21 protein-coding genes are annotated in these 20,898 nt (G+C 50.9%); 2 read left to right on the top strand and 19 right to left on the bottom strand.

Annotation, left to right across the window (positions count from 1 at the left end):
• Window positions 1-6: 6 nt before the first annotated feature.
• From ABDW13_RS16940 to ABDW13_RS16920, 5 genes are all read right to left on the bottom strand, one after another.
• Window positions 7-714, bottom strand: coding sequence for a GNAT family protein (locus tag ABDW13_RS16940; protein WP_343553722.1), 708 nt, complete (start codon window positions 712-714; stop codon window positions 7-9).
• Between the two features lie 35 nt (window positions 715-749).
• Window positions 750-1,262 carry an RcnB family protein gene (locus tag ABDW13_RS16935; RefSeq protein ID WP_343553721.1) on the bottom strand — a complete coding sequence of 171 codons (513 nt, stop codon included), beginning with the start codon at window positions 1,260-1,262 and terminating at the stop codon, window positions 750-752.
• A 156-nt stretch (window positions 1,263-1,418) separates the two neighbouring features.
• Window positions 1,419-2,639, bottom strand: a complete 1,221-nt coding sequence (locus ABDW13_RS16930; protein ID WP_343553720.1) for a serine hydrolase domain-containing protein — start codon at window positions 2,637-2,639, stop codon at window positions 1,419-1,421.
• Window positions 2,640-2,754: 115 nt separating this feature from the next.
• Complete coding sequence (locus tag ABDW13_RS16925; protein ID WP_343553719.1) at window positions 2,755-3,537, bottom strand: MetQ/NlpA family ABC transporter substrate-binding protein; 783 nt, start codon at window positions 3,535-3,537, stop codon at window positions 2,755-2,757.
• 17 nt (window positions 3,538-3,554) lie between these two features.
• Window positions 3,555-4,571, bottom strand: coding sequence for an isopenicillin N synthase family oxygenase (locus tag ABDW13_RS16920; protein ID WP_343553718.1), 1,017 nt, complete (start codon window positions 4,569-4,571; stop codon window positions 3,555-3,557).
• A 215-nt stretch (window positions 4,572-4,786) separates the two neighbouring features.
• Here ABDW13_RS16920 and ABDW13_RS16915 point away from each other — a divergent pair, with 215 nt between their 5' ends.
• Entirely contained in the window at window positions 4,787-5,464 is a 678-nt protein-coding gene (locus tag ABDW13_RS16915; protein ID WP_343553717.1) for a YecA family protein, read from the top strand.
• Window positions 5,465-5,495: 31 nt separating this feature from the next.
• On the opposite strand, the gene ABDW13_RS16910 is transcribed toward ABDW13_RS16915, so the two are convergent.
• Window positions 5,496-6,545 (bottom strand): DUF1176 domain-containing protein, encoded by a 1,050-nt coding sequence (locus ABDW13_RS16910; protein ID WP_343553716.1) that lies wholly within the window; start codon window positions 6,543-6,545, stop codon window positions 5,496-5,498.
• A gap of 86 nt (window positions 6,546-6,631) precedes the next feature.
• Window positions 6,632-7,522, bottom strand: coding sequence for a LysR family transcriptional regulator (locus tag ABDW13_RS16905; protein WP_343553715.1), 891 nt, complete (start codon window positions 7,520-7,522; stop codon window positions 6,632-6,634).
• A 91-nt stretch (window positions 7,523-7,613) separates the two neighbouring features.
• On the opposite strand from ABDW13_RS16905, the gene ABDW13_RS16900 reads away from it, so the two are divergent.
• Window positions 7,614-8,393 (top strand): NAD(P)H-dependent oxidoreductase, encoded by a 780-nt coding sequence (locus ABDW13_RS16900; protein ID WP_343553714.1) that lies wholly within the window; start codon window positions 7,614-7,616, stop codon window positions 8,391-8,393.
• A 9-nt stretch (window positions 8,394-8,402) separates the two neighbouring features.
• Here the strand turns inward: ABDW13_RS16900 and ABDW13_RS16895 are convergent, their stop codons facing one another.
• The 12 genes from ABDW13_RS16895 to flgK all read right to left on the bottom strand — a co-directional run bounded on the left by ABDW13_RS16895 (window position 8,403) and on the right by flgK (window position 20,829).
• Complete coding sequence (locus tag ABDW13_RS16895; protein WP_343553713.1) at window positions 8,403-8,732, bottom strand: DUF1493 family protein; 330 nt, start codon at window positions 8,730-8,732, stop codon at window positions 8,403-8,405.
• A 93-nt stretch (window positions 8,733-8,825) separates the two neighbouring features.
• Window positions 8,826-10,019 (bottom strand): flagellin lysine-N-methylase, encoded by a 1,194-nt coding sequence (gene fliB / locus ABDW13_RS16890; RefSeq protein ID WP_343553712.1) that lies wholly within the window; start codon window positions 10,017-10,019, stop codon window positions 8,826-8,828.
• Between the two features lie 30 nt (window positions 10,020-10,049).
• Window positions 10,050-10,556 (bottom strand): chemotaxis protein CheW, encoded by a 507-nt coding sequence (locus ABDW13_RS16885; RefSeq protein WP_343553711.1) that lies wholly within the window; start codon window positions 10,554-10,556, stop codon window positions 10,050-10,052.
• A gap of 19 nt (window positions 10,557-10,575) precedes the next feature.
• Entirely contained in the window at window positions 10,576-12,516 is a 1,941-nt protein-coding gene (cheA, locus tag ABDW13_RS16880; RefSeq protein WP_343553710.1) for a chemotaxis protein CheA, read from the bottom strand.
• Window positions 12,503-13,405, bottom strand: coding sequence for a flagellar motor protein MotB (motB, locus tag ABDW13_RS16875; protein WP_343553709.1), 903 nt, complete (start codon window positions 13,403-13,405; stop codon window positions 12,503-12,505). The genes cheA and motB overlap by 14 nt, the downstream gene beginning before the upstream one ends.
• Window positions 13,402-14,298, bottom strand: coding sequence for a flagellar motor stator protein MotA (gene motA / locus ABDW13_RS16870; RefSeq protein WP_343553708.1), 897 nt, complete (start codon window positions 14,296-14,298; stop codon window positions 13,402-13,404). The genes motB and motA overlap by 4 nt, the downstream gene beginning before the upstream one ends.
• 85 nt (window positions 14,299-14,383) lie before the next feature.
• Window positions 14,384-14,965 carry a flagellar transcriptional regulator FlhC gene (flhC, locus tag ABDW13_RS16865; RefSeq protein WP_343553707.1) on the bottom strand — a complete coding sequence of 194 codons (582 nt, stop codon included), beginning with the start codon at window positions 14,963-14,965 and terminating at the stop codon, window positions 14,384-14,386.
• Window positions 14,958-15,317, bottom strand: a complete 360-nt coding sequence (gene flhD, locus ABDW13_RS16860; protein ID WP_343553706.1) for a flagellar transcriptional regulator FlhD — start codon at window positions 15,315-15,317, stop codon at window positions 14,958-14,960. Before flhD ends, flhC begins: the two co-directional genes overlap by 8 nt.
• A gap of 355 nt (window positions 15,318-15,672) precedes the next feature.
• Window positions 15,673-16,398 carry an RNA polymerase sigma factor FliA gene (locus tag ABDW13_RS16855; protein WP_343553705.1) on the bottom strand — a complete coding sequence of 242 codons (726 nt, stop codon included), beginning with the start codon at window positions 16,396-16,398 and terminating at the stop codon, window positions 15,673-15,675.
• 156 nt (window positions 16,399-16,554) lie between these two features.
• A complete protein-coding gene (locus ABDW13_RS16850) occupies window positions 16,555-18,195 on the bottom strand; it encodes a methyl-accepting chemotaxis protein (RefSeq protein WP_343553704.1) in 1,641 nt (546 codons plus the stop codon).
• 91 nt (window positions 18,196-18,286) lie between these two features.
• The gene (gene flgL, locus ABDW13_RS16845) at window positions 18,287-19,180 is read right to left on the bottom strand and encodes a flagellar hook-associated protein FlgL (RefSeq protein ID WP_343553703.1); all 894 of its coding nucleotides are present in this window, start codon (window positions 19,178-19,180) and stop codon (window positions 18,287-18,289) included.
• An 11-nt stretch (window positions 19,181-19,191) separates the two neighbouring features.
• A complete protein-coding gene (gene flgK / locus ABDW13_RS16840) occupies window positions 19,192-20,829 on the bottom strand; it encodes a flagellar hook-associated protein FlgK (RefSeq protein ID WP_343553702.1) in 1,638 nt (545 codons plus the stop codon).
• Between the last annotated feature and the right edge of the window lie 69 nt (window positions 20,830-20,898).

The following is a 20,898-nucleotide window of genomic DNA, read 5'->3' as shown; positions in this document are numbered from 1 at the left end:
ATACCGCTACGAACGCAGCGCTTCCAGTTTTTCGCGCTGCGCCCCTTCCACACTAAAGTTTTCCGCTGCCAGCCAACGTTCAAAGCCCTGTTTCACCTGCGGCCATTCACCGTCGATAATTGAAAACCAGCAGGTATCACGGCTACGTCCTTTATAGACGACGGCCTGGCGGAAAGTGCCTTCAAACTGAAAGCCTAAACGTTGTGCTGCCTTGCGTGAAGGATGATTACAGCTATCGCACTTCCACTCATAGCGACGATAACCTAACTGCTCAAAGGCATAACGCATCAGCAGATAGTGCGCTTCGGTGGCCATGCGGGTTTGTTTCAGCAGCGGTGAAAACGCCACGTGCCCGATTTCCAGTGCACCGTTGGTCGCGTCGATGCGCATTAACGCCAGCGTGCCAACCGCGCGACCACTGTTGAGATCGATGACCGCGAAATGCATCGGATCGCGGCCATTTTCCATCTTGCTTGCGTAAGCCAGATACGCCGCTTCATCGGCAAAAGGCTCGGCGAACATATAGGTCCAGTCGCGACCATCGCTGGCTTGCGCATAGGCGGCATACAACTCGCGACCATGACGTTCGGCGCTGAGCGGCTCAAGGCGGCAATAGGCGCCATTGAAGGTTTCATAGCTCGGCCACGCACGAGGTTGCCACTCTGGCAATGGCGCGCCAACCGGTTGTCCATATTCATTAACGTACTGCGACATGATTCAGTTCCTATAGCGCGCCTGCGAGGTGAAGATTATCCGCGGAAGAAGATTTCGCCCGATTTGCCCATCACGATCTTACCGGTATCGTCGGTGATCAGGATGTAGTTAGCATTGATATACGCCCAATGCGTACCAGGCTGCGGTGCTGGCAGGTGACGCGGTTTCCACTCAACAATGCTGTACTGCTTTTTACGGTATTCATCCGGTACCACATCGCCCACTTTGTACTCTTTGTAGTCGATGATGATGGTGGTGAGATCGTAATTGTTCGGTGCGGAAGCCGCACCACTTTGCGGTGGACGAATCGGTGCAACATCGCCGCTGGATTCAGCCGGTTCATTGCTGGCTGGCGCATCGGCAGCGGGCGCTTGTGCTTGTGGATCCGTCGCGGGTGCCTGAGTTTGTGCGTCGGGTGCGGTTTGCTGCACTTGCGGTGGCATTGGTACGGCATCAGTTTGCTCGCCTTCAGCCAGGGCGGCTGGAGTCAGGCTTAAAGCGCCCAGAAAAATTCCTGCAGAAAGAAGGGTGACGTGTGTCCTGCGCATTGGTGATTTCCACTCTGGTTAATTATTAACTGTCCATTTAACTGACAAGTTAAGCACGCAGAAGGTTCCCCCGGCGCGCTTAGCGCGTCAAATTTCGCTGCTCAGCATACCTCAGCTTTAAGGCTTTTTGGCGCAGTAAAATTGCAAGCAACCATGTTAATCGTTGTCTTTTTGCGCCAAATCCATCAATAGGGCGATGCCAAGGTAGTTACTCCAGTTAAAGGCGTTTTGCAGCACCACAATCGCGTTGCCGTTCTGCTTATCAAAGCCAATAAAGCTGGAGTAACCGCCAATATAGCCAACCTGATAGGTAATCTGCTGCTTGCCATAAGTATCCGTTACCCAGGCAATATTCTGCGATTGATTACCGTGCTGTTCGTAGCCGTGATTAACTTGCGCGAAAGCGGCATTCAGTGATGAACCGGCACCGTCGTGCAGATGCGCATCCAGATAGCGAATCAGGTCGCGCGCGTTGCTGTACAGGCTGGCGGCCGCCACCATATTGTTGCTAAACGACCAATCCGGCGTCAATTGCCCACGCGGAATCAGTTTCGGTTGGTCACCGGCATGGCCCAGCGCGCGCCACGGATAACCGCGCAGGCTCTGCGGCTTAAAGCTGCTGCTGGTCATCCCCAGCGGCTGGAACATATTGCGCTGCGCCAGCGTTTCGATGTCCTGATGGAAACGATGCTTAAGGATATAGCCGAGCAAGGCGTAACCGAGATTGGAGTATTGCGCGGCAGGTCGCGCAGGCGCGCTGAAATCCGCAAGGTAATCCAGCACCGCATCGCTATCCAGGTTGCCGTAGAAATTCTCGCCGCTACGTAAATAGCCCATGAATTTCATGAACATCGGCAAATCCATATCCTGACGCGGCAAGCCTGACGTGTGCGTCACCAGTTGTAATAAGGTGATGCGTTTCGCATCGGCACTCATCGGCACGCTTGCAGGTAAAAGCGTGGCCAGCGTGTCGTTCCAGTGCAATTCCCCACGATCCACCAGCTCAATAATCACTTCAGCGGTAATGCCTTTGCTAAGAGAACCGAGCGCAAATAAGGTATCGGGCGTGATGGGATAACGGTGCACCGCATCGGTGACACCAAAACTGTAGAATTTAGGTTGGCCGCGTTGATGAATAATCGCGATGCTGATACCCGAAACCTGCTTCTGCTGCATGTAATGACGCACGATGTCATCGACGTTTTCATTGAAGGTCGCATGCGAGAGATAGACTTTATCGCTAACCGGCGCAGAGGTTTGCGACAGCGTACCGCAGGCGCTGAGAAGCAAACTGATGCACAGCAGCACAGCGCGGGAAATGATGCACCCGGCTAAACGATGGCATCGCAGCGGTTTATTCCTGGTGAAGAGAGACATAACGTTTGATTTATAACTGTTTTTTATTTTGTGCAAAAAGTGCGGCGGCTTAGGTGGCGAAATATAACACAGAAGGGAGGTTGCGCCACCTGCCAAAAACAGGTGGCGGCGAGGTTTATTGATTAACCGGAATAACCGATCCTTGGTAATGCTGGTTGATAAATTCGGCGGTTTGCTTTGACTCAAGATCTTTCGCTAATTCCAAAATCCGCGGATCGTGCGCCAGTTTTGGCGTGGTTACCAGAACGTTGGCATACGGATTATCTTTGGCTTGCTCCAGCGCCAGCGCGTCCTTTGATGGCACCAAACCGGCCTGCAATGCGTAGTTACCGTTGATGATCGCCAATTGAGCATCATCCAACGCGCACGGCAACTGCGGCGCTTCTACTTCAATGATCTTCAGATGATGCGGGTTGTCGCTGATATCGGCGCTGGTCACTAGAGTATTGACGCTGTTGCTCTTCAGTTTGATCAGGCCGTTGGCTTGCAGCAGATAGAGTGCGCGGCTCAGATTGGTGACGTTATTGGGCACCGCCACCTGCGCGCCGTCAGGCAGATCCTTCAACGATTTCACTTTGTGCGAGTAAATCCCCAACGGCTCAATATGCACGGTAGCGACCACAGAAAATTTCTCGCCCAACGCTTTTTCCTGATCGCGCAGATACGGCACATGCTGGAAGTAGTTGGCATCAATATCGCCACGTGCCAGCAGTTCATTGGCGTTAAGGTTGCCGTTAAGTTCAATCACCTTGAGATCGAGTTTCTTATCGGTCTGTTTTATGTGGTTGAGGATTTCACTGTGCGGAATGGCATCTGCCGCCACGCGTAACGCTGCCGCTGATGCATAGGTACTGAATACTGAGATCACTGCTAACGCTGCTATCACCTTCTTTTTCATCACTTTCCCTCTTTTTCTTATGATTTAGCACTGCTGAGAATGTCAGCGTAATAACGCTGCGCCACGTCGCGATGCGATCGCAAACGCCCTTTGAGATAGTTCCAGCCCACTTCACGTAACAACGGATTACTCGGATCGCTGGTCGGCCCGCGCGCTTCTGCTGCCAGCTCCGGCGGCAATTGATACAGCGGCACTTCGGCATCAAGTTGTGCGCCGAGGAAAAAGGCGATCGACACGCGTTCCCGGTTGGCTGGCGGCGAGAGCACACGATGTACCGTGGCGCGCAAATAGCCGTTGGTGGCGATTTCCAGCAGTTCGCCGATGTTCACCACAAAAGTGCCGGGTTTCGGCAACGCATCAATCCAATTATTCGGCGTCACTTCGACCTGCAATCCCGGCTGGTCATCTTGCAGCAGAAAGGTCAGAAAGCCGGAATCTTTATGTGCACCAACCCCTTGCTGGCTGGCATCTGCCGCCTGTCCGGGATAACGAATCAGTTTCACGTGCTCATTCGGATGAGTACCGTACAGCGCATCGAAAGCGTCGGCGGGCAGCGACAGCGATTTGGCGAACGCACGTAGTAGCCGCAGCGATACCTCCGTCATCGCTTGCTGCCAAGCATGAATCACTGGACGCAGTTGTGGCAGCGCTTCCGGCCACAGATTGGGGCCTTGCATGCGCTTCCATGCGGGATCGCCCGGCTGCAACGCCAGTGCTTCGCGCTCTGCGCCAATATCAAATTGCTCGCGTTGATCGCGCTGTTCGCGGGTATATTCCACGCCCGCGCGGTTGTAGCCGCGAAAATGTGGCGAGTGAATCATCGATACGCGCTGTTTTTCCTCATCCGTTAAGGCAAAGAAGGCGCGCGTAATGCTTTGCACGTTCTGCAGCAGCTGCGGATTGATGCCATGATTAGTCAGATAGAAGAAGCCCACGTCACGCGCCGTGGTGCGCAGTTCCGCCAGAGCCTGCGCCTGTTCAGCGTCAGGTAATTCCAGCAGCGCTAAATCCAGTACCGGCAAAGTCGTCGCCATATTTTTGCGTCCCTTGTGCAGAAAAATTCTGCATTTACGCTGCCATCTGCCGACCAGCGCAGCCAATACTGTTGTGCGATAAGTTATGGCGAATGATTTTTAGGAGAGGTTCAGCAATCGATATGCAAAAAGCGGCAAATCGCCGCCGCTTCCCGCTATAATCGCCGCCAATTATGTTTGGGCAGCGCCCACAATCGCAAAGCAGGAGACGCCGGATGAATCAGGGTCCGTTAACCGAAAAAGAGCTGAACTGGCTGGAAGACATGCTGGAGAAATACGGCAACGAGCATTCGGTGGTCGACACCGCCGAGCTGGACGGCATGTTGACGGCGTTGCTCTCTGGCCCGAATGACATCGAACCGAGCGAGTGGCTGGTGGCGATGTGGGGCGGCAAAAAGCACATTCCTAAATGGTCAAATGAACGCGAAATGGATCGCTTCATGACGCTGACCTTCCAGCATCTCAACGACATCGCCGAGCGTTTGGCCGAGTTCCCGGATCAGTTTGATCCGCTGTTCGGTACGCAAGAGATGGAAGGCCAGGAATTCACCGTGGTGGAAGATTGGTGCTATGGCTATCTGCGCGGCGTGGCACTGGATGCGGATTGGTCGTTACTGCCGGAATCGCTGCAACCGATGATGGATGCAATCACCCTGCACGGCAGCGAAGAGCAGTTGGCAAAACGTGAAGCGTTCTCACCAGAAGAGTTTGAAGCCAGCATCGATGCGATTCGCCCTGCGGCGTTGGAACTGCACGAATACTGGCAGGAACAGCGCATGGCGCAGCCCGACCCTGAACCACAACTGCCGCACTTCGCCGGTGAGAAAACCGGCCGCAACGATCCTTGCCCGTGCGGCAGCGGTAAAAAATACAAGCAGTGCTGCGGTAAATAATCCAAAGGGTCGCCATTTTGGCGACCTGAATTTAACCCGCCGGTTTCACATCCGTGACCCACGTTGGCAATTGCCAAGCGCCGCCCGCGCGAATCGCGCGACACATGCCGGTCGTTGCATCGCTGCTTTGCACAAAATCTTTGCCATCCCACACCCACGCCGCCGTGCTCCAGCAATCGCCGATACCGCGCCCTTTCTGCGCTTCAGAAATCACCCCTTCGCTGTAATCCGAACCGGAATCGGTAACCAACTGCGGCTTGCCCTGCAACGCTTTGTCGATCAACCAATAACCGTAACCTTCGTTGTACGCACCGCGCCAGCACAAGGCGGCGATCAGCACATGCGCGTCATCTACCGGCGTCAACGTCAGCGGCTCTGCGCCCTCTTCCGGTTGATCATCAGACGGCGCCAGATTGTCGCAGCTGTCATCATCAGTCAGTGAGGCAATCAGCTTGGGTTTGAGCAACGCTAACTCATCAGCCGTCAACGGGCGCGAATCCGCCTTTGCCACTTTCACCTGTTGAATCACCGGCATCGCCACTGCGGCTGGCACGCTATTCTCTGGTTTGCTGCCTTTGCGCACCAAGGCCCCCGGCGTGCTAAGGCGACCTTGCGCATCGTCCATCTTCAGCAGCACGGCGAAGGCACCATTGTTAGAGAGATCGAACGGCTCTTCCCCTCCGCGAAACTCCACCTTGGCACTGTTTTTAACGCCGTTAATCAACGCCTGGGTTTGCTCATCGGTCAGCGTCCACTCATCGTTATCCGCTTTCGTTACTTCGCCAAGTGCGCGATCGTCAATCCACAACGCAAGGCTATTCACCTGTTTGGAATCATCATCGCCGGTATCAGCCAGCACCACACGCCCGTGCGTCGCCGCATTCGGCCCGCCTTCACGTACCAGCAATACCGATCCGCCCGCGCCCTCTTCGGCACTATAGCCGGCAGCGCGGCAGGTTAGCGTGTTATCGCAGGCTAATTCCCAGTCTTTGTGGCTAAAGGAGACGCCGTCTTGATCTGCCCACAGCGGCGTACTCAAGCTGGCTAACAACGACATCGCCAGCAGCAATCGGGTAAACATGCCATCTCTCCAAAATGTAGAAGGTGGCTAGTGTGATGATTTTTCGGGCGCGGGAGAAGTGAATTTTTTGCGGCGTGATTGCCGTATTAAAGCGCCGCCACGATCTGCTGCCGCAGCCATTGCTGGGCCGGATCGCGGTGTAAGCGTTCATGCCATAACAGCAGAATATCAAACCCCTCAATGTCCAGCGGCGGCGTCAGCAACGTAAGTTGCGTGGCACGCCGTACCAGACGCTCGGGCAGCACCGCCACCAAATCGCTGTTCTCCAGCGCTTCCAGCATAAACAGGAAATGCGGCACCGACAGTGCCACACGGCGTGTGCGGCCCAACTTCGCCAATGCGCGATCGGTGGCAGCGTGAAAACCTCCGCCATCCGGCGATACCATGACGAAATCCAATTGGCAAAATTGCTCCAGCGTGAGCGGTTGCTGCAACTGCGGGTGATCGCGCCGTCCGGCCAATACATAACGCTCGCTGAAAAGTTTGCGTTGATGCAGCGATGCCGGCGCGCTGTCGCCGGTATGAAACACCACATCCAGCTCACCTTTCTCAAGTTGCTGCAAGATTTGTGGCGGGTTGAGCGCGTACACCGCCATGCGGCTTTGCGGGGCTGCCGCACGGATCAGATTGAGTGCGGGCAACACCAACGCCGATGCGGTGTAATCCGTTGCCGCGATACGCCAGATATTATCGGCATTGGCCGGATTGAATGCATCGGGCGGCGCAACGGCACGCTCCAGCGCTTCCAAGGCCAGACGCAGCGGCTCACGTAATGCCTGTGCTCGAGCGGTCGGCAGCATGCCGCGCGGGCCGGGCAGCAAAAGTGGATCGTCAAATAGCGTGCGTAAGCGTGCCAGTTGAGCACTCACCGAAGGCTGCGAGAGATGGAGACGCTGCGCCGCCCGCGTGACGTTGAGTTCGGTGAGCAGCACGTCTAGCGTTTGCAGCAGATTCAAATCCAGCGAATTGATATTCACTCTGTCTATACCTGAGATATCAGTAATTGATTTCTACTATAGTCAGCAGCGGCTTACTCTGCAGTTGTTTTCATTTCACAGGATTAAGCCGATGAATGTACTGATTGTCTATGCCCATCCAGAACCACGTTCTCTGAGCGGTTCGTTGAAAGATTTCGCCGTGCAGCATCTGCACCATGCCGGTCATCAAGTGCAAGTGTCGGATCTGTATGCCATGCAGTGGAAAGCACCGCTTGATGCTGCCGACAGCCACGCACCATTGGTTGGGTCGCATTACGATGCCACCGTGGATTCGCGCTACGCCTACGATCACCAGCTACAAGCCGCGGATATCGCCGCCGAGCAGGAAAAACTGCGCTGGGCCGATACGGTGATATTCCAGTTCCCACTGTGGTGGTTCTCGATGCCCGCCATCATGAAGGGCTGGTTTGACCGCGTATACGCCAACGGATTTGCTTACGGCGTGGGCGAGCACAACGATCAGCATTGGGGCGATCGTTACGGTGAAGGCAATCTCAGCGGCAAACGCGCGATGCTTTTGGTCACCACCGGCGGATGGGAATCGCATTACAGCCCGCGTGGCATCAATGGCCCGATTGACGACCTGCTCTTTCCCATTCAACACGGCATGCTGTTTTATCCGGGCTTTAGCGTATTGCCGCCGTTGGTGTTGTATCGGGTACAAAAAACCCCTGAAGCGCGTTATGCAGGCTGGTGTGATGTGTTGGCAACAAGATTGGACAGCTTAGCTGTAACCGCTCCGATTGCGTTTCGTCAGCAAAACGGCGGCGATTATGAGATTCCCGCGTTAACGTTAAAGGAAGAATGGTTACCGGGAGAGAAGGGATTTGGCGTGCATATGAAGCGCTAGACGATGCCTTTACTCGTATAACCAGCGCCCTGCCTGCGCCGATTCAATCAACATACCCAGCGTGAAATCGGGCACCACCGGCACTTCACGCTTATTGAACGGGTTGAGAATCTGTACCAGCGAGGGTTCATCAGGGTAATAGGTTTCAATGACAAAACCACCGCGATCCACATTGAATTCATTGAAAAACTCATCCATCAACGCGGCGGCTTCTTCGCGCTCAAAGTTGAGATCGGTATCAATGTCGATCTGCGGTGTCAGCGTCTTTTGCTTGAACAGATACACGCCGTCATAGCGTCGCACCAATTCATAGATACGTTGTTCAAGTTTAGCTGTCATCGCCTCTGTGCCCTCACTGATTCACCGGAGCGCCATTCTGCCATGCAATCTGGCGCGCTGGATGAAAAAATTGTGAATGCGTTAATTTTAAGACTAGCGGAGAAGATAGAGAAGCGAGAGATCGTCATTCATTTTCACATTTTCAATCTGCTCAAAGAAGAACTCGCTGGCCGCTTTATTATGTTTAGTGACTGCATGCAAACTGTAAATAATATCAATGATGATTTTCTCGTTGATCTCACCTTCAATAGCAATCGTCGCAGCAATAAGTGACTTAATTAAGAACCACTCTGCGGTAATCAGATAGAGCCATGACATCGCACTGCGCTTGCGCGTATCCGGGAATTGGTCGTTATATAAACGATACATAATATAGTTACGCATAATATGCGGTCGTTCATCTAACCACGGTTGCGCTGTGGATGCCCATGCCTGTTCAAGGCGCTCCATACTTTCGGCCGCATGATTGTTTGAACTATTTTGGGTTTGCACCTGTAATAAACGCGCCACGTAGCCACTTATAAGGCCCAAAGAGCGGGTGGGTTTTCTCGTTCCCACATAACGTTGTAATCTTAATAACAACGTCCATTGTAATTGATGATCGCTTGCCAGGTTAGCAATAGGCTCGGCCATTTCACCTTGCTGAAGGCTAATCATCAGGCTTTCGAAGTAGGCTTCTAACTCTTCGACCTGCTGCGGGTTTTTCTCCGCAAAGAGTAACAATGAAGCGATAGCATACAATCCTTGCTGTGTCGCAGCCTGGCTGGCCTGCATCAGGTGCATCGACATCAAATTAATCAGCTTCTGTTGCTGGTTAACAATGCGCGCTGACTTCGCCACGTTGGTGGTTATTACGTGGCTAACCAGCATCATAGCTTGTGGGTCAGTCAATAATGCACGCGTCGCTTCCGGGCAGGATAACGTCAACGTTTTATTCATTTCACTTTTGAAACTCATGCTACTACGCGGATAGTCAGCACAAACAGGGCTGAGGGCGGAAGGCCCCATTAACGCATGCACTTTGCACAGTTTCTTATCATCCATGAAGCTGCATACTTGGTTTTCGTTGAATTTCACCTGCGCCCAATGAGCATGGCTTTTCTTCAATACTTTGACAGAATCAGCAGCAATATTTTTAATCTCAATGACTGGGCTTTTTAAATATTTATTCATTGAGGTTTTATCAAAAACAATATTCCAGCCATAGCAACAATGATCAATACATTGACTGCCCGCGCACTGAAACTCAGCCGAAAACTTCGGTTCATTAACCGTGATTAATTTCATGATAATTCCTGCGGTAATGTGAAGATCGCGTTATTCAGCTAAGGCTTCAGTCATCGAATCCATTAACTCCAGCTCTTCACGGCTTAAGAGTTTTTCGATATTAACCAAAATCACCATGCGACTATCCAGTACACCAATTCCTAGCAAATAACGGCTCGACAATGATGAAGTGACTTCGGGGGCCGGTTTGATCTGATCAACATCCATTGATTGCACATCGACGACACCATCAACCACAATGCCGACAATACGATCGTTGAGATTGAGCACGATCACCACGGTGTTCTCATCTTGTTTGGCTTCCGGCAAATTGAAGCGCAAGCGTAAATCGACAATCGGCACAATCACGCCGCGCAGGTTGGTCACGCCGGTAATAAAATCGTGGGCATTGGGAATGCGTGTCACACGATCGCAACCACGAATTTCCTGCACTTTAAGAATATCAATGCCGTACTCTTCCTGGCCGAGACGAAATACCAGAAATTCCTGTGCCATTGCGTTGTTATTTGCAGAGTTTTGTCCATTGGATACAGTCATTATTTTTATTCCTCACTCATCACGCAGGGATGAGTTTTTCCTGCTGATTAGTCAAAGTTGCTAGCTCTACCACGTCGAGGATCAGCGCTACGCTGCCATCACCGAGGATGGTTGCCGCGGAAATACCCGGCACTTTGCGATAGTTCTGCTCCAGATTTTTCACCACCACCTGTTGCTGGCCGATCAGTTGATCAACCCACAGCGCATAACGACAACCGGCGCTCTGCACAATGACGACAATGCCGTCATCAGAATGAGGTTCCCCCTCAATCGCAAAGCGTTGACGTAGCAACACCATCGGCAGGTATTCGCCACGCACTTGTAGTAAACGCTCATCGTCGACGAAACGATAAAGCATCTCTTCTTGCGGTAGTAACGATTCCATGACCGCGCCGAGCGGCAGCACATAAATTTCGTCAGCGGCTTTCACCAGCATGCCGTCGAGGATCGCCAACGTCAGTGGCAGAATAATGCGCACCGTGGTGCCTTTGCCCTGCTTCGACAACACCTCGACGTGCCCCCCCATCGCCATAATATTGCGTCGCACCACATCCATACCGACGCCGCGACCAGACACATCTGTCACGCTTTCAGCGGTGGAGAAACCGGCGGCGAAAATCAGCATCCACACTTCATCATCACTCAGCGTGTCGCTAACGTTCATACCTTGGGATCGCGCTTTGGCGAGGATTCTTTTGCGATTCAGACCCGCACCGTCATCGATCACTTCAATTACGATATTGCCGCCATGATGTTCGGCAGAGAGAATTAAATTACCCACCGCCGATTTGCCGTTGGCAACGCGTACATCAGCGGGTTCGATGCCGTGATCAAGGCTGTTGCGCACTAAATGCGTCAGGGGATCGATGATGCGTTCGATCAGGCTCTTATCCAGTTCAGCTGAACCGCCTTTAAGCGTTAGCTCGATTTTTTTATTTAGACGTGAACCGAGGTCGTGCACTAAGCGTGGGAAACGGCTAAACACATAATCCATTGGCATCATACGAATCGACATCACCGACTCTTGCAGCTCGCGCGTATTACGTTCCATCTGCGCTACGCAGTTGAGCAACATATCGTGGCCCGCGCCGTCCAGCGCCTGCGTCAACTGCGACAACATCGCTTGGGTAATAATCAGTTCGCCTACCTGGTTAATAATCTGATCGACTTTGCTGACCGCAACGCGAATGCTGCCTGATTCCTGATTTGCCGCACGCGGTGCGGCGACAGGTGCTGCGGCTTTTGGCGTTTCAGGCGGCACTTCTTTTACCACTTCTGCTACAGCAGGTTCAGCCACAACGGCCTTTGCCGCTGCCTCGATCGCAATCTGCGATTCATCCAGTACAAAACAGAGTACCGCGCTGATGTCTTCCGCTGATGCGCTGGTTGCCAACATGACTTTCATGCTGCTGCTGGCATTCTCGATGCTCTGAATTTCGCCGAGGTGCTGTAACTCTTCCTGCAACAGTGTTTGCGCCGCCGCATCAACACTACTCAGCGTGATGTGCAGTTGAGTGTTATCCGTGCCAGAGGCGACAGGCGGAGTTTCAATTTCAATCGGAGCAATGGGCGCTTGCTCCAGCAATGCGATTTCACGCAATGCCTCACAGATATAACGGAAACTTGCCTCATCAGGTTCCTGCGAAGCCTGATAAGCTTCCAACTGCGCTTGCATAATGTCCTTCCCTTGCAGAAAGAGTTGAATAATTGGTTGAGTCAGTACGCGCGCGCCGCTGCGGGCCTCATCCAGCAAGTTCTCCAGTAAATGCGTGGTCTCTTGCAATGCGGTAAAACCAAAGGTTCCGGCGCCACCTTTCAGTGAGTGTGCGGCACGAAAAATCGCGTTGAGTTGTTCGATGTCCGGCGCTGCAACATCCAACTGCAACAGTTGCTGCTCCATCTCAGTAAGCAGCTCTTCCGCTTCGCTAAAAAAGATTTGCGAAAAATCATTCATGTCCATCGGTGTACCCCTGAACTGGTCGTTGCGACATCTCCGGCGTCAGCGCAATTGGCTGGCGCTCCATCCTGTTTTCCTGCAGGATTTGATGCTCTTTGAGCTGGCTGAGCACTAAAATGCTAATGCGGCGATTACGGGGATCATCGGCATTAGTTTCCTCCAGCGGCATACGGCTGCCAGTACCAATCACGCGCAGGAAGCGGCTATCTTCCAGCCCGGCATTGACCAACACGCGACGAACCGCATTGGCGCGCCCAGCGGAGAGTTCCCAGTTGCTGTAACCGCCATCACCGCCAGAATAAGGCAGCGAATCGGTATGCCCGGTCAGGCTGATTTTGTTGGGCAGCTCTTTAAGCAATGGCACCAGTGCCTGCAAAATGCCGTACATATAAGGTTCAGGACTTTCGCTACCCATTTTGAACATCGGGCGCTGCTGTGAATCGGTGATTTGAATCAGCAGCCCATCGTTGGTTAGCGTCAGCAGGATGTTGGATTTGAAATTGTTCAGACGTGGGTCGGTCTCAATCATCTGCTGCAGTTTCTGTTTCGCCCTCTGCAAACTTTCGAGCATTTTTTGCCGTCTTTGCGCATCAATGCGGCTTTTAAACACTTCGCCTTGCTGCTTGATGATGTCATCGCCCCCGCCAGGAATAACGCTGTCGCTGAGGCTGTTTTTATTGCCCTGTGATAGCGCCTGATTCAATGGCGTGCGGAAATAATCAGCCACTAGCTCGCGCTCCATATCCGTGGACTGCGACAACAGCCACATCACCAGGAAGAACGCCATCATGGCGGTCATGAAATCGGCATAAGCGATCTTCCATGTACCGCCATGATGCTCGTGCTTTTTCTTTTTGCGCTTGCGAACGATGATGGGTGTGGCGTTTTTCATGCAGCCGCATCCGAAGCACTGTTTTTCAAGCTGGCATTGGATTTCACTTCACGAACGTGATTTTCCAACTCTTCAAACGATGGGCGCTCGCTGACGAAAATGGTTTTACGACCAAATTCCACGGCAATCTGAGGCGCATAGCCATTGAGGCTAGAGAGCAGCGTAACTTTGATGCACTGCAACATCTTCACCTGATCGCTACTTTTCTGTCGTAACAACGGTGCCAATGGCAGGACAAAACCGTAAGCAATCAGGATACCGAGGAAAGTTCCCACCAAAGCATGAGCAATCAGCATGCCGAGTTCAGCAGCAGGACGATCGGCTGCGGCTAAGGCGTTCACCACGCCCATTACCGCCGCCACGATGCCAAAGGCCGGGAAGCCATCACCTAAAGTATTGAGGCTGTGCGCCGGCACTTCCATCTCCTCTTCACAGGTTTCGATCTCTTCATCCATCAGCGCTTCAATTTCATGCGAATTCATGCTGCCGCCAATCATGAGACGGAAGTAATCCAGCACAAAATTGCGGATCATCGGGTCATTCATCAAGCGAGGATAGGCGCTGAAAATTTCACTTGCCTGCGGCTCTTCAATATCTCTTTCCAGTGACATCAAGCCCTGCACACGGCTCTTGGACAGCAACAAAAACAGCAATGCCATCAGGTCCATATACACCGCTTTGTTATAGCGACTGCCGGCAAACAGTTTAAGCACCGCCTTGCCGGTGGCTTTCAGCGCCTTAGCATTGTTGCCGACAAGGAAAGCCCCAACGCCAGCGCCGCCGATAATCAGTAGTTCAACCGGCTGAAACAGCGCCGCCAGATTGCCACCCGATATAACAAAGCCACCGAAAACTGTTCCAATAACAACAAGATAGCCAATGATAACTAACACAAACGCTCCTTTTAGATTTCAATGCCGATGCTGTGAGTTGCAGAATCGGCGTCCTGCCATCTTGTGCACTGTTCCTGTCATTGGATCAGGCTGTCACCGCCATCAGATTTGGCGTAGCAAATGGATTTATGCGTCCATTGCCACTCACTTGTGATTTCTTAAAAGCACGCGAAGGCGGACTGCACAAACTGCAGGTAAACGGATTTTTAATAAACTCGGTGGTAACCACAAAGCCGCCCTGACAAACGCTGCAGGCTTTGCGTGAAATAATGCCGCAATCAATGAAACGCAATAATGTCCATGCACGAGTCAATCCTAATACGGGTTTGTCATCGGCATTAGAGCAGCACTGTTCCAGATATAAACGGTAAGTCTTAATCAGCGTCTCAATCGAACGCCCTTGCTCGGCACTCTTTAAATAGAGATAGATGTTATAGAACATCGAAGAGTGAATGTTTTGCTCCCAGGACATAAACCAATCCTCGGAAAACGGCAGCATCCCTTTAGGTGGTGGACAACCGCGTAACTCTTTATACAAACGTAATAAACGACGACGACTTAACGACGTTTCTGATTCCAGAACCTGCATGCGCGCACCGAGGGAAATTAATCCCATGGCGATATTCACATCATGAATTTCTTCCAACAAACTTTTATTATCACACATTCCAGCCACCTTGTTCTTCGACAACAGGGACTTCTTCAAGGGAATTAAGCAGATTAGTCGACAAAATAATCCCCGTGTGAATTTGCTGTAATGCTTCGATGCGTGAGTCTTTGGTTAAATTCTCGATCACCACTTCATCATCAACACGTAAACGACAAATGAGTTGATTAGTTGAAGCCAATTTCATTAATTGTGGTAACGATAACTCCTTCAAGTTATCAATCGTTCCTTCTGATAATCCCAGGCGGAATCCGGCGGCAAATTTGTCCTGTCGAATAAGCTGCTGAGCCAGAAGCAGATAGGACAAGTTAATGTCATGAATGTGCTGTAGATACTCGTCAAAGTTTGACACTGATAACACCTCAACCTTCATCAATAAAATAGATAAGTCTAAAAGGGTAATGAAACATTACCGGAACAATACAAACTCGCGTCTTAGTGATGATTTCAATCTCATGTGAACAAGAATGAATATGTGTCATCAAATCTATTTGAACCAAGACTCGGCCTGTATCGGGAAACGGAGCAAATAATAGCCATTCGGAATAATCCTAACAATCCGTCAGAACATCCCCCATTCCACAACAAGACACCAACCATATGTTTTTATTGAAAAAAGCACATTATTAAACGTTCTTAATTGTCATTTTATTAACTTAAAAACAACTTAAAGACCTATTAACAATGTTAATGTTACTAGTTTGTAGTTACTTTGCAGTGGATTCCATCCTGCTGCGTAATCTTTTTATTGCTAAACTGTGTAATTGACTAACCCGTGTTTCAGTAATGCCTAAAATCAACGCTATCTCTTTCATATTGAGATCATGCTGATAGTAGAACTGTAATATTCGCTGCTCTCGCTCGGGTATTACAGTAATGTGCTCAGCAATTTTACCAATCAGATCCTGTTGAATTGAATCATGTAGCGGATTCAGTGATTCAGTCTCGTCACTGGTGTTTTCCCACAGATCGGCAAAGTTCTCTTGCAGCTCATCCATTGAGTACATTTGGCTGCTATTATTATCTGCCAGCATCTGCTGAAACTCCTTCAGCGAAACGCCCATGTGTTCGGCGATTTCTGCTTCTGTCGCTTCCCCTCCTTTTTTCTGCTCAATATTTTTTATGATTTCAGCGATTTCACGTGAATGTGTTCTTACTCGCCGTGGCACCCAATCCCGCTCACGTAATTCATCCAGTAAAGACCAACGCACACGTTGAATAATCCAGGCACTGAGCGTAACCCCTTTTTTTGGATCGAACGTCTCAATTGCCCCAAGAAATCCCATCGCTCCAGCCTGAATTAAATCATCCAGTTCAACGCTGGCGGGTAAGCGCTTTTGTAATCGCAGCGCTTCCTGACGAACCAGATGATGGTATTTCGACCATAACGCTGTTTTATCTTCAAGCCCTTCGGCTGTGTATATACCGTCCACGATCCTATTCACCTCATATTCTCAATGAGAATTATCCGGTGAAAGCGGGAATTCATATAGTGCAATAAGCCCGTATAAAAATGCCTAATCCACTACTTTATTTTATTGAATTCCCTATCGTGGTAATTAGCGACAATGTTGCGAGTAATTCAATGCTTAAAATGTTTCCCACTGAGCATTATCTTTTTCAGCAGAGGCGTTATGATTACGCGAAGCGCTAACTTTGGCTAATGCTGGGGTATTTTTCACTGCAACGTCTTTACCCAGTACAAACTGCGCCACGCGTTTTTCCAGCGAATCAGATTGTGCTTCAAGCTCAACCGCCGCCTGTGCCGCTTCTTCAACCATCGCCGCATTTTGCTGTGTGACTAAGTCCATTTCATTCACAGCTTGCGAAATCTGGTTGATGCCGGCGCTTTGTTCATCGGACGCCGAGGTGATTTCCCCCATGATCTGGGTAACGTGGCCCACCGAACTGACAATCTCTTGCATCACAGTGCTGGCTTGATTGACCTGACGCGAGCCGGTATCCATGTTGCTCACACAGGTGTTAATCAGCTGATTGATCTCTTTCGCCGCGTCAGCACTACGTTTCGCCAGATTACGTACTTCTTCAGCAACCACGGCAAAGCCACGTCCTTGTTCACCGGCTCGCGCGGCTTCGACCGCAGCGTTAAGCGCTAAAATGTTAGTCTGATTGGCGATGCTATCAATCACGCCGTTGATATCAGCGATCTGGCGCGAGCTAAGCGTGATCTGCGCCATGATTTGCTCCAGATTCTGCATCGCCTCGCCACCATGACGTGCATTGTTGCTTGCCCCTTCCGCTAACTGGCGAGCGGTATGCGCATTGTCAGCATTCTGACGCACCGTGGTTTTGATTTGCTCCATACTGGCGGCGGTCTGCTGTAACGCTGCGGCCTGCTCTTCGGTGCGCGAAGAGAGATCGTTGTTACCGTGGGCAATTTGCTGCGCGTTGGAGTGAATATGCTGCACGCTGTCGCGAATACCGTAGATGGTGTCAGTCAATGAAGAGCGCATGTTTTCCAGCTCTTGCAGCATTTCACCAATCTCATTGGCTTTACCCACCGTGACGTTATGGCTGAGATCACCGGCGGCAACGCGCTTCAACATCTCCATCGTCATCTTCATGCGTTGCACAAAGGTTCGACCTAACCAAAGTCGGGTGGCAATCACCATGATGAGCGTCAGGATGGCAACCAATGATCCCGCCGCAATCATGAACTGATAGTTCGATTCCGCCTCTTTAATATAGTCCTGTGCCTGTTGCGAAGTGACGTCATTGTAGCGGGCGATTTTTTCGCGCAGCGTGGTACTCAACGCCATCTCTTTTTCAAGTGAACCGTTATAACTGTCAATGTCATTAACGTGATCTAACTTGTTCAATACCATGGTATAGACCGCGTCAAATGCCGCATTCACTTCTGCACCGGCTTTACGCTCTTCTGCGGAATTGAACGGAGTGGCCATGAATTCATCCATGCTCACGTGCCCTTCTTCCAGGATATCACGTGTGACTTTCAGTACTTCTTGCGGCTGACGTCCACCTCTGGCACCGTTCATCATCAGTCCGTTGGTGTTGGCGATGGCCGTACTGATGTCATACGCGGCATCACGTACGCGGATATTATTATCCGCAGAGATAACCAGACGTTTGAAATTATCATTATTTGCGTGTGAGTCATAAAGTGAGAAAATGACGGCAGCAAATAAAATCGAGGCGAATAAAACAATAATTATATTGATAGCACTGTATATTTTAATTTTTTTAAGCATAATATTTTTTCTTTCCTGCCAACCAATAATGGCAACAGGAAAGACCTGGTTAGTAATGAGTAAGGGTACGAGGAAATAGTGTAATTATTTTTTATTTATTAAATAGATTCATTTTTTGCATTGATTGGAATACCAGCATCGAGGCATTCAGCGCAAATTCCGACATTTTCGAATCCATGATTAGCGATGTCATGGTGCCGTAATCTGAACCAATGGCATTTTGCACTTTAACAATATTTTCGTTGATCAGGTTATCAGCGGTTAAATCCAGCGAGTCCAATTGCTGCATATTGGTGCCCAATTCGGCTTGGGTTTTACCCAAACGCTCGATACCCGCGCTAACGGCTTTACTGGCCTCACTGAGCGCCGCTTCGAGTGCGATTTGATCGATAGGCGATTTGCTGAGTTCTGCAACCGCATCGTCCAATTTACCGAAGATATCGCCAAACACAGCATCACCTAAGTGACTGACGGTCATTTCGGTGCTGTCTGCTACCGTTTGCTTACGGGCTTCTGCTCCGCCCTGATAATTCCCCGTTGCATCAAATGCAGGCGTATCCGTATGGAAACCGGAGAAAATATAACGGCCATTGCTATCACGTGAGTTAGCTAAATCGAGCAAATTGGCGCGGATGCCTTCAATCTCTTTACCCAGCGCATTGCGATCTTCATCGGAATAGGTGTCGCTTTTGGCCGCGACAATTTTTTCGGTTAACGATGTGGTCAGCAAATTGCCTACTGAACTCAGAATATGGTCTTCATGCTGCATTGCGCCGCGCGTTCCTGCACGAACATTGCTGTACAACTCAAGCTTGGCAATCGCATCCTGATATTTCACCGCATCCGTTGCACCTTGTGGATCATCTGAAGCTCGCAACAAAGATTTTCCAGCAGATAACTTCATGTAAATATCGTTATTATCATTCACGCGCTTCGACATGCTCTCGGCGCTTTGTTTAAACATATAAAGCGTACTTAACCGCATTATCTATTCCTTTATTTAATCGTCAGCAAAGTATCAAACAGCGTGGTGGCAGTTTGCAGGATTTGGGCATTCGCCTGGTAATACTGCAGGAACATATTCATGTTGACCGTCTCTTCATTCATATCCACCCCGCTCAGTGACTGCTTGGTGTCATATTTAGTGCTGAGATCAATCTCCGCCGATTTCAAACCGGATTGCACTGCGCGTGCATTAGCACCAATCGTGCCCACCAGTTTGGTATAGGCGCTAGTTAGGGTATTTCCGCCAATCAGCTTCTCATCCTGGATTTTTAACATCGCTTCCAGGTTGTTGTTATTCGAGCTACCGCCAGTGGCGCTGTCGGATGCGGCAAATTTGCTGGCGTTACTCAGTGCGCGGCCAATCCCTTCTGCCATCCCCGCCAGCGGGTTAAAGCTGAATTTATCGCCAGCATTGACGCCGACCGGGGGCAAATCAATTTCAACGCCATCGAAGGTCAGTACACCGCCGGAAGCGGTGGCAGGTACCGTGCGGCCATCCGCGCCGGTCACGTTCCAATTGGTGCCATCAAAGCTGATGTTGTAATCCTCAGCATTCACCGCTTTGTAATCCAACACGCGAATGTTATCCAGACGCCCATTGCCGGTGTTGTTGCTGTTAGTAATCGCTTTCATCGCCGGTAAAGAGAACAGTGGATCGCCTGGATTGCCATCCAGATCGAAACCAGCCTGATGCTGTTCATTCATGCGGCTGGCCATCTGGAACGCAATCTGGTTCAGCTCATTTCGTGCCACGTCCAGGTCTTCATTGCGGAATTTGAACAATCCCGCCAGACGGCCTTTGGTAATGCTGCTTTCATTAATTGGTGTGGCTTTGCCATCGCTGCCGACATACGACACCACGATTTTATTGGGATCGCTCTCGGAAGGGGCAGTTGACAGTTTGTGGGCGGTTTCACCAGAGACCAGCGGACGACCATCAGCCAGCGTGATATCCACTCGGCCGGTAACACGGTTTTCCGTGACATCAATGCCAATCTGTTCACTGAGGTTTTCCAGCAAAGCATCACGCTGATCCAGTAGATCCGCCGGCGGCGTGCCGTTTTGTGCCTGGATGCGCTCCAGCTGTTTGTTCACCTCCGCTAATTGCTCAGTGTAACTATTGATATCTTTGGCGCTTTGCTCGATATGAGTATTGGTGCTTTTTTCCAAACCGCTCAGGCGCTTACCGCTTTCATTAAAGCGCTGCGTTAATACGCCAAGCGAACTGAATACCGCCGATCGCGACGGGCCATCAGAAGCGTTTTCACTCAGTGTTGCCATGGCTTTGAACAGATTATTCAGCGAAACCGAGACGTTATCGGATTCATCACCCAGCATGTTATCGATGTCGGTCAACTGCTCGTGCCGACCGTTCAGCGCTGCCCAGTTAGAAACCGAGCCGCGCAATTGTGAATTCGCGAAGGCATCATAAGCACGTTGTACACCATTTACTTTGGCGCCGTAGCCATAGAAGCCTTGTGCGGTAGCCAAACCACCGGACTCGCCAATCAGAATGTCGCGACGGCTGTAATTTGGCGACATGCCGTTGGTTAAGTTACTGCCGACCACACTCAGGGCCGACTGGGCGGTGCTCAAACCACTGCGCGCTAAATTAAAGAGGTTATTCATAAGCGTCTAACAGGTTCCGTTATCGGTAATTTGGCGCTGGCGCCAAAATTAAAATTCACATTGTTCTAT

The sequence above is a fragment of the Pantoea sp. genome, assembly GCF_039594315.1.
Lineage (GTDB): Bacteria > Pseudomonadota > Gammaproteobacteria > Enterobacterales > Enterobacteriaceae > Pantoea.
The sequence above is the reverse complement of the archived record's forward strand: the minus strand, read 5'-3'. Positions and strand labels throughout refer to the sequence as shown.